At 46.1% G+C, this 15,862-nt stretch carries 13 protein-coding genes; 7 read left to right on the plus strand and 6 right to left on the minus strand.

The window, feature by feature from the left end:
• Positions 1-16: 16 nt before the first annotated feature.
• The 7 genes from ACKI3C_RS05770 (at position 17) to ACKI3C_RS05800 (ending at position 9,911) form a co-directional block, all read left to right on the plus strand.
• Positions 17-4,570, plus strand: a complete 4,554-nt coding sequence (locus tag ACKI3C_RS05770; RefSeq protein ID WP_407402971.1) for a translocation/assembly module TamB domain-containing protein — start codon at positions 17-19, stop codon at positions 4,568-4,570.
• Positions 4,570-5,733: a DUF4421 domain-containing protein gene (locus ACKI3C_RS05775; RefSeq protein WP_407402973.1), complete on the plus strand. Its 1,164-nt coding sequence runs from the start codon at positions 4,570-4,572 to the stop codon at positions 5,731-5,733. Before ACKI3C_RS05770 ends, ACKI3C_RS05775 begins: the two co-directional genes overlap by 1 nt.
• Before the next feature lie 30 nt (positions 5,734-5,763).
• Entirely contained in the window at positions 5,764-6,780 is a 1,017-nt protein-coding gene (gene tsaD, locus ACKI3C_RS05780) for a tRNA (adenosine(37)-N6)-threonylcarbamoyltransferase complex transferase subunit TsaD (RefSeq protein ID WP_407402975.1), read from the plus strand.
• A 155-nt stretch (positions 6,781-6,935) separates the two neighbouring features.
• Positions 6,936-7,166: a hypothetical protein gene (locus ACKI3C_RS05785; RefSeq protein WP_407402977.1), complete on the plus strand. Its 231-nt coding sequence runs from the start codon at positions 6,936-6,938 to the stop codon at positions 7,164-7,166.
• A 232-nt stretch (positions 7,167-7,398) separates the two neighbouring features.
• On the plus strand, positions 7,399-8,844 hold the full coding sequence (locus ACKI3C_RS05790) for a DUF4836 family protein (protein WP_407402979.1): 1,446 nt from the start codon (positions 7,399-7,401) through the stop codon (positions 8,842-8,844).
• A gap of 6 nt (positions 8,845-8,850) precedes the next feature.
• Complete coding sequence (locus ACKI3C_RS05795; RefSeq protein ID WP_407402981.1) at positions 8,851-9,219, plus strand: hypothetical protein; 369 nt, start codon at positions 8,851-8,853, stop codon at positions 9,217-9,219.
• Between the two features lie 74 nt (positions 9,220-9,293).
• Positions 9,294-9,911: a radical SAM protein gene (locus tag ACKI3C_RS05800; protein ID WP_407403040.1), complete on the plus strand. Its 618-nt coding sequence runs from the start codon at positions 9,294-9,296 to the stop codon at positions 9,909-9,911.
• An 18-nt stretch (positions 9,912-9,929) separates the two neighbouring features.
• Here the strand turns inward: ACKI3C_RS05800 and ACKI3C_RS05805 are convergent, their stop codons facing one another.
• From ACKI3C_RS05805 to ACKI3C_RS05830, 6 genes are read right to left on the minus strand one after another with little or no spacing between them, the layout of a single operon-like run.
• Positions 9,930-10,670 carry an NDP-sugar synthase gene (locus ACKI3C_RS05805; RefSeq protein ID WP_407402983.1) on the minus strand — a complete coding sequence of 247 codons (741 nt, stop codon included), beginning with the start codon at positions 10,668-10,670 and terminating at the stop codon, positions 9,930-9,932.
• Positions 10,671-12,098 carry a phosphotransferase gene (locus tag ACKI3C_RS05810; protein WP_407402985.1) on the minus strand — a complete coding sequence of 476 codons (1,428 nt, stop codon included), beginning with the start codon at positions 12,096-12,098 and terminating at the stop codon, positions 10,671-10,673.
• Between the two features lie 2 nt (positions 12,099-12,100).
• Positions 12,101-13,678, minus strand: coding sequence for a peptide chain release factor 3 (locus ACKI3C_RS05815; RefSeq protein ID WP_407402987.1), 1,578 nt, complete (start codon positions 13,676-13,678; stop codon positions 12,101-12,103).
• Positions 13,671-14,534 carry a dTDP-4-dehydrorhamnose reductase gene (rfbD, locus tag ACKI3C_RS05820; RefSeq protein WP_407402989.1) on the minus strand — a complete coding sequence of 288 codons (864 nt, stop codon included), beginning with the start codon at positions 14,532-14,534 and terminating at the stop codon, positions 13,671-13,673. Before rfbD ends, ACKI3C_RS05815 begins: the two co-directional genes overlap by 8 nt.
• Positions 14,535-14,539: 5 nt before the next feature.
• Entirely contained in the window at positions 14,540-15,091 is a 552-nt protein-coding gene (locus ACKI3C_RS05825; RefSeq protein ID WP_407402991.1) for a DUF4924 family protein, read from the minus strand.
• Positions 15,092-15,094: 3 nt separating this feature from the next.
• Positions 15,095-15,796 carry a Crp/Fnr family transcriptional regulator gene (locus ACKI3C_RS05830; RefSeq protein WP_407402993.1) on the minus strand — a complete coding sequence of 234 codons (702 nt, stop codon included), beginning with the start codon at positions 15,794-15,796 and terminating at the stop codon, positions 15,095-15,097.
• Positions 15,797-15,862: the final 66 nt, after the last annotated feature.

A 15,862-nucleotide genomic window follows, 5' to 3' on the forward strand; every position in this document is an offset into this window, starting at 1 on the left:
AGAGTTGATAAACTGAATGAAGAAGGCAGCACGCAAGATATATAACATACTGCGACTAGCAATAGTTACCGCTCTGGTCTCTATTGTGGGTGTGTTCGCCATTGCATACGTTGCATTGTCGATCCCTGCTGTGCAGGACAAGATAAAGGAAGTGGGCGAGGAGGAACTCTCAAACTTGCTTCATACCGACGTCAAGATTGGAGAAGTGACCATCATGCCGTTTAACGAGGTCGTGCTCAAAGATGTCGAGGTGCCCGACCAGAAAGGGGATTCACTGTTTACCATTGAAAAATTGGGTGCAGGCGTGAGTCTATATAATCTTGTAGTGAACCAGCGCATAGTGTTTACTTATGCTGAAATTGTGGGGCTTAAAGGACACATTGTGAAGCCCGACAGAGAAAGCCCGACTAACATGCAGTTTATTATTGATGCGTTTAAGCCAAAGGATAACAAGCCTCCCAAGAAATTTGACTTGGTTATCTACAACGTGGTGCTAAGAAAGTGTGCATTGACTTACGACCTGCTGAGTGAAGCCCGCAAGGAAGGACAGTTTGACCCTAACCATGTGGCACTCGATAGCATTAAGGCCGACTTGACCTTGCCTAGGCTTAAAAATGACGATTTCATTATAGAATTGAATCGCATGTCGCTTGTGGAGCAAAGCGGATTTAAACTTAAAAACATTGCAGCAAAGGTTGAGATAAACAACAAGATGACAGTGGCACGAGGACTGATTGTGGAATTGCCTAACTCGCTGTTGTCGTTAGGCGACATTGAATTGCACTACAACTCACTTAAAACTATGGGGAATGATATTAAAAATTCTCCGGTTGAGGTGGCATTGTCAAACAGTTACATCGCTCTTGAAGACATTTCACCCTTTGTTCCCAAACTTAAAGGAATGAAAGACGTGGTAGATATCTCGGCAATAATCAAGGGCGACGCTAATCATGTGGATGTACGCACCCTGGCTCTAAATACCCATGACAATTTGTTGTCGCTCAATACCAGTGCCACCATAGACAGTTTGTCGAGCAAGGAAAACATTAGTTTTGACGTGCCTCACATCGTCCTTCATGCTCATGCCGATAAGGTTGAAGACATTGTGTCGCGTTTCGCTTCCCTCACGCCCCAGGCAGCAGGTATAATCAGGCGTTGCGGCGATGTGAGTATCGATGGATCGGCCAAAGGAAATATCCATAATCTCCATTTTAATGGCGGTGTGGGTACATCGCTAGGTGCGTTGAACCTAAATGGCCAGTTTGTCTCGAATGACGCCAACAAGAGTTTCTCGGGGCACATAGCGACCTTGGGCTTCGGTCTCGGTGAATTGCTTGCGAAAACTAATCTGCTCGGTGAAGTAGCTATGGACGTGGATCTTACCGGCCAGTTGGGCGCTGGAAAACTGTCGAATGCTAGCATTAATGGCGTGATAAGTTACATTGATTTCAATGGCTATCGTTATCATAACATTACCGCCGACTTGAAAAATGAACTGAAAGACGTCAATGGTTCGATATCGGTTGATGACCCGTCGGTGAAACTCAATATTGAAGGAGTGGCACATCTTGACGGCCCTGCGACTACAATAGACATCGACCTGAATACCGACGGATTGAACATGTCTCGCCTGGGATTTATCAAGAACGTGCCCGATGGACAGGTATCAATGGTGATGTCATCAAATTTCAGCGGTAATTCGCTAGATAACCTCACTGGCAGCATTGTAGTTGACGATGTTAATTACAGCGACGGGAATGGTAAGAAGTTGCACTTGAATAACGTGACGTTGACTGCCGACAATGCATCAATGCCGCAAAACATCACGCTGAATAGCGATTTCCTGAACGGAAATGTAACAGGCTCGTATGACTTCTCAACATTAGTGCCTTCGGTTAAGGGTATGCTATCGACTGCATTCCCCAAACTGTTTGGTAACTATGCCTATGTGCTGAAACGTGCCAGCAAGAAAAACGACTTGGATTTCAACTTTGTTCTTGACCCGTCGGACGAGTTGAACGATATACTCAAGTTGCCAGTTAAGTTTGTGTATAAGACCACGGTAAACGGAAATATAAGCGAGTCGCACAATTCGTTTGCTGTTAATGTGAATGCTCCTTATCTTCTTAATGGAAATAAGATTATAGAAGGCACCGATCTCTCGGCTCGCCTTGACAATGAAGCAGGCAACGTGTCGGTCGTTGCTCACACTTTGTTCCCGCTCAAGCAGGGTAAAGCTGCAGTGACGCTGAATGCCAATGGCATAAATGACAGACTTGATGCCGACCTGGCTTGGCGTGTAGCCCGTGAGACCGATTTCCACGGTAATCTGAATATGTCGTCATTCTTCGACCGTGACGAAGATGGTAAGATGATTATTGATATCGATGTCAACCCATCGCAACTTGTGTTTAATGACAAACCCTGGCAAGTAGATCCTGCCAAGGTGAGTGTGCACGATGGTGTTATTAAAGTTGATAATCTGTGCGGCCATAGTGATGACCAGTTTGTGAAAATTAATGGAGAGGCATCGAAGAACCCTGAATCAGAACTTTGCTTAGAGTTGAATGATATAAGCCTTGACTATGTGTTTGAGACACTAAATATCAACCATGTTACCTTTGGAGGGCAAGCAACAGGCAAGTTCTATGCCAGCGATTTGTTCTCAAAAGCACCGAGGATTTACACTCCTGTATTGCATGTGGCAGGATTGTCTTACAATGAGGCCCTCATGGGTGACACCGACATCAAGAGTCGCTGGCTTAATGATGAAAAAGCGGTGGAACTTGATGCCGACATCGCCCAAACCAATGGGCTGCACTCGCGCATTAAGGGTGCAATCTTTGCTGCCGACGATTCGTTGTATCTCGATTTTGATGCACAGCGTGCCAATGTGGGATTCCTGAAACCTTACATGTCGGCATTCACAAGCGATGTGCAAGGCGAGGTGTCGGGCAATGCAATCTTGTTTGGCAATTTCAAGACCATTAACTTGAAGGGCGACATCAAAGCCGATAGCCTCAAATTCAAGTTAGACTATACTAATGTATATTACACATGCAGCGGAGACTCTGTGCACATGAAGCCCGACTTGATCACATTCAGCGACGTGATGATTCATGACCGAGAGGGTCACGAAGCGAAGCTCAATGGCTGGCTCAAGCATAACAGTTTCCATGACCCTGTGTTTAATTTCTCCATTACAGAAGCTAAGAACTTCTTGTGTTATGATACCAATGCTGACATAAATCCGATATGGTATGGACAAGTTTATGGTAATGGTTCGGCATTCGTGACAGGAGAACCTGGAGTAGTTGATATCAAGGTAAACATGCAGTCTTCACCTAACAGCAAGTTTACATTCGTGTTGAGCGATGCCGAGGAGGCTAATGAATATAACTTCATTACATTCCGAGACCGGAACAAGCCTGTCGGAGAAATCAAGGTAGAAGAAGTTGTAGATACTATACCTGAAATAGTGCGTCAGCTGTCGGCAAAGGCTAATATTGAACAGCAAGGCCCGCCCACAAGTTATAACATTGACTTGCAGGGCGACATTACTCCCGACTTGCAGTTGATAGTCGTGATGGATCCCGTGGGTGGTGACCGCATCAAGGCAACAGGTAGAGGAAACCTGCGTCTCACCTATAATAATAATGATGAGATGACGATGTTCGGCAAATATACGCTTGAAAAAGGTAATTATAACTTCACCCTTCAAGATGTCATCATCAAGGACTTTACTATCAAGGATGGCAGTAGCATCAGTTTCCAGGGCGATCCTTATGCAGCGTTGCTCGACATCAAGGCAGTATATGCTCTTAATGCAAACATTAAGGACCTAGACGAAACATTTGCCGACGACAAGGAAATCAACCGTACTAATGTGCCGGTACATGCATTGTTGAATGCTAAGGGCTTAATAAGCCAGCCAGACATTTCGTTCGACCTTGAATTCCCGACTCTGACCACAGATGCTTACCGACGTATCAAGAGTATTATCAGTACAGACGAAATGATGAACCGTCAGATTATCTATCTGCTGGCTCTTAATAGATTTTATACCCCCGAGTATATGAATAACTCGCGGCCTAACAATGAACTCACCTCGGTGGCGTCATCGACGATATCGTCGCAGTTATCCAACATGTTGGGCAAGATGAGCGACAAATGGAGTATCTCGCCTAATTTCAGAACATCGCGAGGTGACTTTAGTGACGTGGAAGTGGATCTTGCCTTGTCGAGCCAACTGCTTAATAATCGTTTGCTCTTCAATGGCAACTTTGGTTACCGCGACAACAAGTACAATACTCGCAATAGTAATTTCATAGGAGATTTCGACATTGAATACCTCCTTAACAAGAATGGCTCGTTCAGGTTGAAAGCCTATAACCACTTCAATGACCAGAATTTCTATGTGCGTAATGCCTTGACAACTCAAGGTGTGGGAATTGTGTGGAAGCACGACTTTGATCGTCCGTTTGATTTCTTGAATAAAAACAGATATAAACTTAACATTGTTAAAGATACTACTGTGACCGACACAGTGAAAGTAGTAGATGTGAAATAATGATTAGAAGAATTTTATACATATTATTTTTAGTAGTACCTGTATTTGCTTTGGGAAGCGAACGTATAGATAGTGTTACGCACAAAATCAGGAAAAATGTGCACAACTATTTGCACGATAGTGTGCCTGCTCATATTATAAAGAGGATACCTGAGGAGAAAAGTTGGATTAAGCAGTTGATAGAAAAACGCTTTGACGTGATGGACACGACTCTACAAGGCCCCAAGTTTGTGGAATTTTGTTATGATGTTTACCGCTGGGGCGACCACACGTTTAACAGTTATGACTCGTCCTATGTGTATTCTTACCCGCAGAAATGGAAGTTGATGATAAAAGCCAACACTAAGTGGGATTTGTTTCAATTTAATGCTCGTAGTGGCAGGCCTAGCCTGTTTATAAACACTGAGCCCCGCACGAGTGCTGGTTTTCGCTTGTCGTTTATGGCTGTTGGGTTTGAGTATATGCCCGACATAGACAATTTGCTGTCTGGGCGTGTGATAGATCATCGTCGCACTCGATTTTCATTCACTTGCAGCCGTGTTGTAGCCGAGCTCTACTATAATAAAAACACAGGCACGTCTAGAATAAACAAATTTGGTAATTATAAAGATGGGCATTTTGTCAATGTGAAATTTGATGGTTTGACATCTAAGACACTAGGAATAGATGCGTTCTATGTGTTTAATCACAAGAAATATGCCCATGCAGCTGCTTATTGTTTTTCTAAAATACAAAGGCGTAACGCAGGATCGTTTATCCTAGGAGTCCAATATTCTAATCAGAAACTGGCTCTTGACACGAGCAAGTTGCCTGAGGATCTGAAACCTTATAACCCATGGCCAAACGAGAATTTCTCGTTTCATTTCTATGATTATGCGATTAATGTGGGATATGGCTATAACTGGGTTTTCCATAAAAACTGGCTGTTTAATGTTACAGCAATGCCTTCGATAGGATTGAAGCATTGCGTGGACGATACTTTTGACGGACCAACCAATAAACTTGCATTGAACATACGTGTTCGTTTTGCGCTTGTGCGTAACGCTGGTAAATTCTTTTATGGTCTTCATGGTAGTTTTAACGGTTACACATCGTGGAGTAAATCTTATTGGTTTTACAATCAGATAAGTGATGTGACAGCAATGGCAGGATTAAGGTTTTGAACTAAATAAAAAGTTAGAAGTTAGCAAGAAATGAGTGTAACGATATTAGGAATAGAGTCGTCGTGTGATGATACCTCGGCAGCTATAATACGTGATTGTGTGTTGCTGAGTAATGTCATTGCAAGTCAGAAGGTGCATGAGTCTTATGGCGGAGTGGTGCCAGAATTGGCATCGCGAGCCCATCAACAGAATATTGTGCCTGTGGTGAGCGAAGCAATCAGGCAAGCAGGATTAACTCGTGATGATATAGATGCCATAGCATTCACTCGCGGTCCTGGGCTTCCCGGTTCTTTGCATGTGGGAACTTCGTTTGCCAAGGGGTTGTCGCTAGCATTGAACGTGCCGCTGGTAGATGTGAACCACCTGCATGGTCATGTTCTTGCACATTTCATCAAAGAGACTCCTGAAACCGTTGTCCCGGAGTTCCCCTATTTATGCTTGCTCATTTCGGGCGGTAACTCTCAAATAATTAAGGTGAATGCCCCTAATGACATGGAGATACTGGGCCAGACTATTGATGACGCTGCTGGCGAGGCATTTGACAAATGTGCTAAGGTGATGGGGTTGCCTTACCCCGGAGGACCTATAATTGACCAGCTGGCGGCCGTGGGTAATGCTGATGCCTTTAAGTTTGCAAAACCTAGGTTGCAGGGATATGATTATAGTTTCAGTGGATTGAAGACATCGTTTTTATATACCTTGCGCGATGAGTTGAAGGTTAACCCAAATTTCATTGAGGAAAACAAGGCCGATCTTGCTGCTTCGTTGCAGAAGACGATTATAGATATTTTGATGACAAAATTCACCAAGGCGATAAAGGATACTGGCATCAAGACTATAGCCATAGGGGGAGGTGTGTCGGCTAATAGCGGTGTGCGTGCTGCTGTCGAAGAGTATGCTCGCCGTCACAAACTCACGGCATTTATCCCTAAACGCTCATTTACTACCGACAATGCTGCTATGATTGCTGTCGCTGGGCATTACCGTTATCTTGACAAGCAATTTTGCGACATCACTGCACCTCCGTTTGCTAGGGTGGTGATTTGATGTCGCATATGTGGTATAATTATCAAGCAGGGGTTCCAGCCTCTGCTTTTTTAGTGCTCTTTGTGATAGTTTTAACTTTTGTTATTTTTGGTGTGTAAAATCTAAGCACATGTGTTGCGTAACTTTGCAGTGTAAAATAAGAAAGGAAATATAATATGGAAAATCTAATTGTTATTTCGTCGCGAGTGATTAATCGCATGAAGAATATGTCGGTAGAAGAAAGAAAAGTCATTCTTGACACTTTCTTTTGTGATGAAATCCTGGGTGTGGAACGTAGCATGGAATTGACACCGCTCCAGGAGCTTGTATATATGATGTTCCGTAATAATGTGATGAATGAGTCTCGTCGTTATAGCAATGAAACTTCACAAGCCTTAGTATCATAATACACACGAAAAAGCGGTTAGATGTATTCTATATAGCTGCTTTTGATGATTTGTTGAGTCATCCAGAAAAATTGGGTGACTTTTTTTGTTGTGTTGTCAAATTTAATTGCTAAATTTGTAAATTATTGTTGCACAAGATAAGATTATTACAACTAAAATGAGGTTTTACAAGCTACTAATTAGTTTATGTGTGGTGGCATTTCTCGTTTCATGTAGCAACAAAAACGATGAAATGCTGAAAGTTATCCCTGCTGATGCTGTGGGCGTTGTCAGTGTGGATGTCCCTAATATATTGGAAAAAAGCGGCATGCTGAGTGGGTCGGGAGATTTTACGATGCCTGAATCGCTGCAAGCAATCGTTGACGAGAATGATGAATCTACATTCAGCAAAATGCTCATTGACTTGCCCGAAATGGGAGTTGATCATGATTGCAAAGTATTCTCGTTCTATACGTTGAAGACATTTGGCTCGGTAGTGCTCATGGGCATAGACGATGAAGATGCAGCACGCAAGGTGATTGAGCGTCGTGCCGGTAAGGATTTTGCCGATGTTGATGGTTTGAACTGTATTTCGGTGGGGGATGATTTCTATGCCTTGCATGATGGGATATTTTTCCACGCAACAGTAAACAAACCGCAGGAAGTGAGCAAACTCTCGGCCGCTGCGCGGAATATGCTCGCCCGCACATCGAAGTCAATACTTGACAACAGCGAAGTGATGGAGTGCTTGAATGCCGAGAATGACGTGAATGCTTACATGCTGCTCGACGGAGTGAAACTCTTGTCAAAGCGTAGCAAAACTTATAAGGAGATGTCGGAGAAATTCCCTCTCATTGACATTTTTGTGGAGAGTGATATCAAAGCGTATGTTGCCTCGGCCAATTTAAATGAGGATTCTGCCGAACTGGAAGTGAAGATCCTGGCCGACGATAACAGCGAGTATGTTCAGTTGCTGTCGGGCACACTGGGTAAACCAACGGCCGACTTCTTGAAATCAGTGCCTGAATCAATGGAGAACATTGTGTCGATGAGCGTGAAAGGCGAGAAATTTGTTGAGCTTCCTCAAATTGCTACTATGATAGAGACCTTCAAGAAAACTCCGTTCATAGGACGGCTGGATATAGAATCAATATTGAAGACTATTGATGGTCCTGTGGCAATGGGTATGGCAAAGGATCCTAACCTTGACGACTGGAATGCCGTTGTCACTGCATGCTCAACCACGCCCGATGATGTGCTCAACCAGTTGAAGGCTTTCGCCGCATCAATGGGCCAGCAACCCGAGATATATGACAACGAATATATCTATGAGTACGACAACAAGATGGTGAAACTGGGCAACAGCAATGGCTCGCTATACATGAAGATGCTCAACTATGAGCAGACCGAGGGCTATGCTTATGACAATGCCGATGCACGTGAGTTCTTCTCAAAATCTCCCATGGGCATTTATGTGCGCGCTAAAGACAATAAAGGAGGAAGCATAAAGTTTGGTCTTGTAGACATACGCAATTTAAAGGGTACATTCATCCCTGCACAGAAAGGCGCAAATGCCATAGTTGCATTGTTGCAAGTGCTTTGCAGCATTGAACCCGTGCGTGAATATGAGGATGGAGGAACCGACGAACTTGAAGATGTTATGCCGGTTGCAATTGATGAGCTTAAACCTGTAAATTGATTAGTTATGAAAAATGGAAAGAAAGTGTGCAACGAGTTGAAGCGTGTGCGCAAGCAGATAGCCGATGCTAACGATATAGTATATACTCCCACAGAGTGCAACCACAAGGGCGACTGCAAGGGAACATGTCCTGCGTGCGAGGCCGAAGTGCGTTACTTGGAAAATCAGCTGAACTTGCGCAGCATGCTGGGCAAGGCGGTGGTTGTTGCCGGACTCGGACTTACTGTGGCGTCTTGTATCCCTGGCGGCGGACACATGGGGTCTGTGCCAAATCAAAGTATTGACACTGTGTATGAGCTTGAAGGCGATGTGGTTGCCGAGATTGACTCGACAACGCTCACTGATAGCATTGATGTCAAGGATATTAACAAATAAATGCATGAGTGCAGCAAAGCACTCATGTTGATTTAGTAAGGTTTTCGGCAGTGTCAAGTACAGAATCAAAAGAAATCCTAGCTCCTATACTTGCGGTGAGTCGTCATCGCCTTGCACTTGATGGCAATGGCGTTGTGACGCTTGTCGCGTTCATGGGTTGTCCGCTCCGGTGCGAGTTTTGCTTGAACGATTTTTGCCATAACATGGATAGGGTGCCTCGCCGTGTGACGGTGCAGCAGTTGATCGACGAGGTGATGATAGATAACCTTTATTTCCTGGCAACTGACGGGGGCATTACCTTTGGCGGCGGCGAGCCATTGCTTCAAAGCCGATTTATTGAGTCGTTTTGCCAGAGTTGCGACACGCGTTGGAATATCACTCTTGAAACATCGCTTAATGTTCCGCTTGAACATCTTGAACGTGTATTTCCTCATGTCAACAATTATATCATTGACATCAAGGACATGAATCGCGAAATATATGAAAAATACACGCAACTGTCACAAAATAATTTGCTCACTAACCTTGGGTGGTTAATGAGCAAACCTGATATTTCTAGCAAGGTGACAGTGAGATTACCTCACATTCCGTCATATAATGCCCAAGAGGATGTGGACCGTAGCCGTGAAATTCTTGCCGAAATGGGCGTTGTTAACTTTGACGAGTTTAATTACATCGTCAGAAAGAAATAGGGTAGAGGCTATCACTATTTACCCGAACAGCCTATTTGCTTCTTCGAGAGTTTCGGGTTTCCCCACGTCGAGCCAGTTGTAGGGAGACGGTGATTCATAACCATGGATGTGGCAGTTGCCGCACTCGCCTATGTAGAATGGGGTTATGGAGAACACTTGCTCACCCTGTGCGTGTTTCTCTAGCAAGGGGAAGATGGACGGAGAGATGACATGTACCCCACCGAAAGCACGTTCTAGCATTTCGTCACCTTGATAGTGAAGTGACGCTGGTTTAGTTTCGCCAGTTTTTTTGTTAATCCATCCGTTGAGACGATAATCCTTGTCGAACACAAAATAGCGTTGAGTTTCACGCTCTTTCACTAAAAGTGATGCAGTGGCGTTGCTTGCCACATGTGCGTTGACCATTGCTTTGAGGTCGAGGTCGGTGAGTATGTCGGCATTGTGCACAAGGAATGGTTCGTCGCCGTCGAGAAATGGACGCGCTTTAAGAATACCACCGCCAGTGTCGAGGAGCAAGTCACGTTCATCGCTGATGTGGATGTTGAGGCCGAAGTTATCTTTACTTGCCAGGAAATCAATAATCTTTTGCCCAAAGTGATGAATGTTGATGGTGATGTCGTCAAAGCCTGCTTGTGCCATGTGATTGATGACGTGCTCAAGCATGGGCTTTCCTCCCACCTCTACAAGTGCCTTGGGGCGGTCGTTGGTTAAAGGACGCAGCCGGGTTCCGAGCCCGGCTGCAAATATCATTGCTTTCATTTACTTGACGTTGAAAGTTTGCTCAATGTTCTGTTCGCGGTGGATTAGTTCCACCTTGACGTTGAATTTCTCATTGATGTGCTGTGCCATGTGCTGCGCGCTGTAAACCGAGCGGTGTTGTCCGCCTGTGCAACCAAAGCATATCATCAGGTTGGTGAAACCACGCTCGACATATCTCTTGACGGTTGCATCAACGAGAGCATAAGCATGGTCAAGGAACACAAGGATCTCACCGTCGTCCTCAAGGAACTTGATAACAGAGGCATCAAGGCCTGTGAAGGGTTTGTAGCGGTCATATTTACCAGGGTTGTTGACTGCACGGCAATCAAATACAAATCCACCGCCATTGCCCGAGGTGTCGTCGGGGATACCTTTTTTGTAGGCAAAACTCATGACCTTGACCGTGAGGCTGCGTTTTTCCAATCCCTCGGTAAACTGCGACATGCGCACGAGGTTGTTGAGCACTTCGTTGAGATAGGGATATTCTACATAGGGTGTTTTGAGCAACTCTCTCAAGTTGGCAATCGCGAAGGGAACGCTCTGCATGAAATGCGGTTTCTTCTCGAAGTAACCGCGGAAACCATAGGCACCCAGTACCTGCAACGTGCGGAACAGAACGAAGTGGCGCAACTGTGAGTGGAAGTAGTCCTCATCGACAGGTTTATACTTGCGCAGAGCGGTGATGTATTCTTTGAGTAATTCCTGTCGCAACGAGTCGGGGAAGTTGGCCTTGGCTTGCCACAGGAAAGAGGCAACGTCGTAGTAGAATGGTCCCTTGCGTCCGCCCTGGAAATCGATAAACCAAGGATCTCCGTCTTTGATCATTACGTTGCGAGACTGGAAATCGCGATACATGAATGTAGCCGAGTTGCTACGTAGCAGCACGTCGGCCATGCGCTGGAAGTCGTCCTCGAGTTTGCTCTCAAGGAAGTCAAGTCCTGTTGCCTTGAGGAAGCAGTATTTGAAATAATTGAGATCCCACATGATAGAACGGCGGTCGAACTCGGCAGCAGGATAGCACATTGAGAAGTCAAAACCGTCGGCTCCGGCAAACTGGAATTTACACAGTTGCCTCAGAGTCTCGGCGAGCATTTTTTTCTCTTCATCACCAAAGACGCGAGTCTTGCGCCCTTTTTCTATTTCGTTGAAAAGTATGCTGTCGCCCAGGTCTTCCTGGATGTAGGCCATGTGGTCATCGCTCTCGAGATATACTTCGGGAACGGGGAGGTTCTTTGATTTGAAATGACGCGCCATGTAGAGGAATGCTTGATTCTCTTCGGCTACCTCGCCGATGACACCGATGATAGTTTGCTCACCGGTAAGGCGGAAGTAGCGGCGGTTAGAGCCAGAACCAGGCAATTCTGTTATGCTGGTGCACTCGCTGCCCACGTGCTGGGCATATAATTGCTTGAGAATAGAAATGTCCATGTTTAAAATTCGCTAGTGAAGTGGAACTTGATTTTGGGGAAGTCTTGCTGTGCCATTTGCAGCACGTAGCCCGAGTCGGCAAGGAAGACATCTCGTCCGTCACGGTCAACTGCCATGAACTGATATTTGCGTTTCTTGAATGCATCGAGAGCCGTCTCGTCGTCACTTTCGATCCAGCAGGCTTTGTAGAGGTGAATGGGTTCCCAGCGGCATTGTGCGCCATACTCATGAAGCAAGCGGTACTGGATAACCTCAAACTGAAGTTGGCCCACGGTGCCTATAATCTTGCGGTTGTTGAACTGGTTGACAAACAACTGTGCCACACCTTCGTCCATGAGTTGCTCGATACCCTTGTTGAGCTGCTTGGTCTTCATGGGGTCAGTGTTCTCGATATACTTGAACATCTCGGGTGAGAAACTGGGCAGTCCCTTGAAGTGGAGTTCTTCGCCCTCTGTGATGGTGTCGCCTATCTTGAAGATTCCATTGTCGGGGAGACCAACGATATCGCCGGGGTAAACCTCGTCGATAATTTCTTTTTTCTGTGCCATGAATGCTGTGGGAGCTGAGAATCGGTAGGTCTTGCCGCTGCGCACGTGTTTGTAAACCTCGTTGCGACGGAAGACGCCAGAGCAAACTTTGACGAATGCAATGCAACTGCGGTGGTTGGGGTCCATATTGGCATGGATCTTAAAGACGAAACCAGAGAATTTCTCTTCGCTGGGTTCTACTTTGCGTTCCTCGGCTTCTACTGGGCGGGGCGACGGAGCGATGCGCACGAAGCAGTCAAGCAGCTCCTTTACACCGAATGTGTTGAGCGCTGAACCGAAGAACACAGGAGCAACTTGACCCTCAAGGTAATCGCTGACCTCAAATTCGGGATAAACACCATCAATCAGTTCAATGTCGGTGCGGAGTTGTGCTGCATCGTCTTCGCCCACAGCCTCGTCAATGGACGAGTCGTTGATATCGGCTATTTCCACACGGTCGGTGACGTGCTGCTTGTCGGGACGGAACAGGTCAAGGCTGTGCTCATAGATGTTATATACTCCCTTGAACTTGGCTCCGATGTTGATGGGCCAGCTTAAGGGACGAACGCTGATTTGGAGTTCTTTTTCAAGTTCGTCGAGGATGTCAAACGGATCGCGACCCTCACGGTCAAGTTTGTTGACAAAGATAATCACAGGTGTGTTGCGCATGCGGCACACTTCCATGAGTTTGCGTGTCTGTGTCTCCACACCCTTTGCCACATCGACCACGATAATAACGCTATCGACAGCGGTGAGGGTACGGTAAGTGTCCTCGGCAAAATCCTGGTGACCAGGGGTGTCGAGGATGTTAATCTTGTAGTCGCCGTAGTTGAACCCCATAACAGAGGTTGCTACCGAGATACCACGCTGTTTCTCTATTTCCATCCAGTCGCTAGTGGCTGTTTTCTTAATCTTATTAGATTTCACAGCACCTGCAACATGGATTGCACCACCGAAAAGCAGCAGCTTCTCGGTGAGTGTTGTTTTACCTGCATCGGGATGCGAAATAATCGCAAACGTGCGTCGTTTAGATATTTCTTGTACGTTACTCATTTTCTTTCAAGCGGTTAAGGCAGTGTTTTAGACTGTCCTCCCAATAGGGTATTGTGATGCCGTAAGTGGCTTTAATTTTTGATTTGTCGAGCACGCTGTAATTGGGGCGTGCGGCTTTGGCTGGGAACTGGTCGCTCATGCAAGGTGAAACGTTGCATGTGGCGATGCCTGCCAGGCGGTGTATGGCCTTGGTGAAGTCGTACCAGGAGATTGCTCCCTCGTCGCTGAAATGATATATGCCGGGCACCCATTGCGGTGCGTCGATGATTGCTTTAATTGCTAGCGCTAGGTCACGGGCGTAGGTGGGTGTTCCCACTTGGTCAACGACCACGTTGAGGCTGTCACGTGTCTTGCCTAGCATGAGCATTGTTTTCACAAAGTTCTTGCCATAGGGCGAGTATAGCCATGCCGTGCGCAACACTACGCTACTTGGGGCAGCACCGAACAGGGCTTTCTCCCCATCGAGTTTGGTGCTGCCATAAACTGATTGCGGGCATGTGGTGTCGTCCTCGCGGTAGGGGCGGTGGCCCTTGCCATCGAAGACGTAGTCGGTTGATACATGAATCACTCTTGCATTATGGGCCTGTGCAGCAGTAGCAAGCAGTTTTACCGCATCTACGTTGATGAGCCGGCACAAAGGTTCGTTGTCCTCGGCAGCATCAACAGCGGTGTAGGCTGCACAGTTGACCACGATGTCAATGTCGTGTGAGTCAAAAAAGTTGCAGAGGGCTTGGGCGTCGGTTAAGTCAAGTTCTGCTACGTCGGTATAGGTAACGTTGTAACAGTCGTGTGCGCTCAACACGTTGCGCATCTCGTTGCCTAATTGGCCATTGGCACCTGTTATGAGAATATTCATAGCCGTTAATCCAGTTCAAGTTCGTCGGCTTCATATTTGACATAATAGGCCGATAAGAGTCCTAAAAAGTGTGATATTTGTGCCATTGCCGTTTCAGTCTCTTTGCTCACTTCCTTGCCTTGCAATTTGAGCAAGAGCATGCCGTAGAGGGCGTTGAAGCAAGTCTCGAGTTCGCCTGCGGCATCTTCAACGTTGCCATGCTTGGCGCGGAGCTCGACGATAAAGGGAAGGGTGCGGTAATAGTCGGCTCCGTAGGCAGGATATTTATCGTTCTTCACCAGCTGCAGGTGGAGGTCGGTAAGGCGTATGATCACGTTCTTGTTGATCTGGAGATGGCCAGACTCTTTCACGTTCTCAAGTTCCATCATCTTGATGAGTGACTCCCACCATTCACGCATCTGTGCGCGGGTGTCGTCGTCAACCTGATACTGTGCGATGACGTTACGCTCAATAATGTCGATGTCGAGGTTGCAAGCACGCATGATATCCTCTACCTGCCACATGTAGAGGAGGTATTCGGCCATGTTTTCTTTTCTTTTTTGTTGAGCGATGATCATAGTTTATCCAAATTTGCTGATGTTGCGCAAGTTTTCTTCGTCAAGGATCTTGATGCGGCGTCCGTCCACGGTGATGATTTTCTCCTGGACGAAGGTCGATAATGTCCTGATTGCGTTTGAGGTAGTCATGTTAGAGAGGTTTGCTAAGTCCTCTCGTGCCATGTAAATCTTGAGTGTCTCACCGTCTTCTTCATATCCGTAGTGGTCGAGCATCACGGTAAGCGCCTCGGCGAGACGGCCGCGCAGGTGTTTCTGCGTGAGGTTGACGATCTTAGTGTCGCTGCCACCTAGGTTCTTGGATAATTCGTTGATGAAAAACCAAGCCAGCTTGCGGTTGTTGTCAATCATCTCTGTAACGAGTTTCATGGGTAGCATTCCCAGAGTGGATGCCTCAAATGCCACTGCGCTTGACACGTAGGGTTCGTGGGCGAAGAATGCTCGGTAGCCAAAATACTGGATGGGGCGGTAGAGTCGCAAAATCTGCTGGCGTCCGCCCATGCCGTCTTTCATCAGTTTCACCTTGCCTTCGAGAAGGGTCCACAGATAGACAGGCTCGTCTCGCTCGGCATAGATGATTTGGTTCTTTTTAAATTTGCGTATAATGAAGTTGTCGGTCACGATTCTCTTCTCCTCGGGACTGAGGATTGTCCATATCGCAGCCAGGTCTTTACTGATAACTTCTTCTAGCGTACTCTTTTTTATCATTTAAATCTGCATTTTCTCTTATACTGTGTGCAAAATTAGCAATTTTTCGTCTAATATACAAGTATA

Origin of the sequence: Sodaliphilus sp., from assembly GCF_045598405.1 — a bacterium.
Taxonomy (GTDB): Bacteria; Bacteroidota; Bacteroidia; order Bacteroidales; family Muribaculaceae; genus Sodaliphilus; species Sodaliphilus limicaballi.

Bases quoted from the DNA above. Each gene is read 5' to 3' on its own strand.
- ACKI3C_RS05785 (WP_407402977.1), top strand. From the start codon at position 6,936: ATGGAAAATCTAATTGTTATTTCGTCGCGAGTGATTAATCGCATGAAG.
- ACKI3C_RS05770 (WP_407402971.1), top strand. From the start codon at position 17: ATGAAGAAGGCAGCACGCAAGATATATAACATACTGCGACTAGCAATA.
- ACKI3C_RS05830 (WP_407402993.1), bottom strand. From the start codon at position 15,796: ATGATAAAAAAGAGTACGCTAGAAGAAGTTATCAGTAAAGACCTGGCT.
- ACKI3C_RS05775 (WP_407402973.1), top strand. From the start codon at position 4,570: ATGATTAGAAGAATTTTATACATATTATTTTTAGTAGTACCTGTATTT.
- rfbD (WP_407402989.1), bottom strand. From the start codon at position 14,534: ATGAATATTCTCATAACAGGTGCCAATGGCCAATTAGGCAACGAGATG.
- ACKI3C_RS05815 (WP_407402987.1), bottom strand. From the start codon at position 13,678: ATGAGTAACGTACAAGAAATATCTAAACGACGCACGTTTGCGATTATT.
- ACKI3C_RS05810 (WP_407402985.1), bottom strand. From the start codon at position 12,098: ATGGACATTTCTATTCTCAAGCAATTATATGCCCAGCACGTGGGCAGC.
- ACKI3C_RS05795 (WP_407402981.1), top strand. From the start codon at position 8,851: ATGAAAAATGGAAAGAAAGTGTGCAACGAGTTGAAGCGTGTGCGCAAG.
- ACKI3C_RS05825 (WP_407402991.1), bottom strand. From the start codon at position 15,091: ATGATCATCGCTCAACAAAAAAGAAAAGAAAACATGGCCGAATACCTC.
- ACKI3C_RS05805 (WP_407402983.1), bottom strand. From the start codon at position 10,670: ATGAAAGCAATGATATTTGCAGCCGGGCTCGGAACCCGGCTGCGTCCT.
- tsaD (WP_407402975.1), top strand. From the start codon at position 5,764: ATGAGTGTAACGATATTAGGAATAGAGTCGTCGTGTGATGATACCTCG.
- ACKI3C_RS05790 (WP_407402979.1), top strand. From the start codon at position 7,399: ATGCTGAAAGTTATCCCTGCTGATGCTGTGGGCGTTGTCAGTGTGGAT.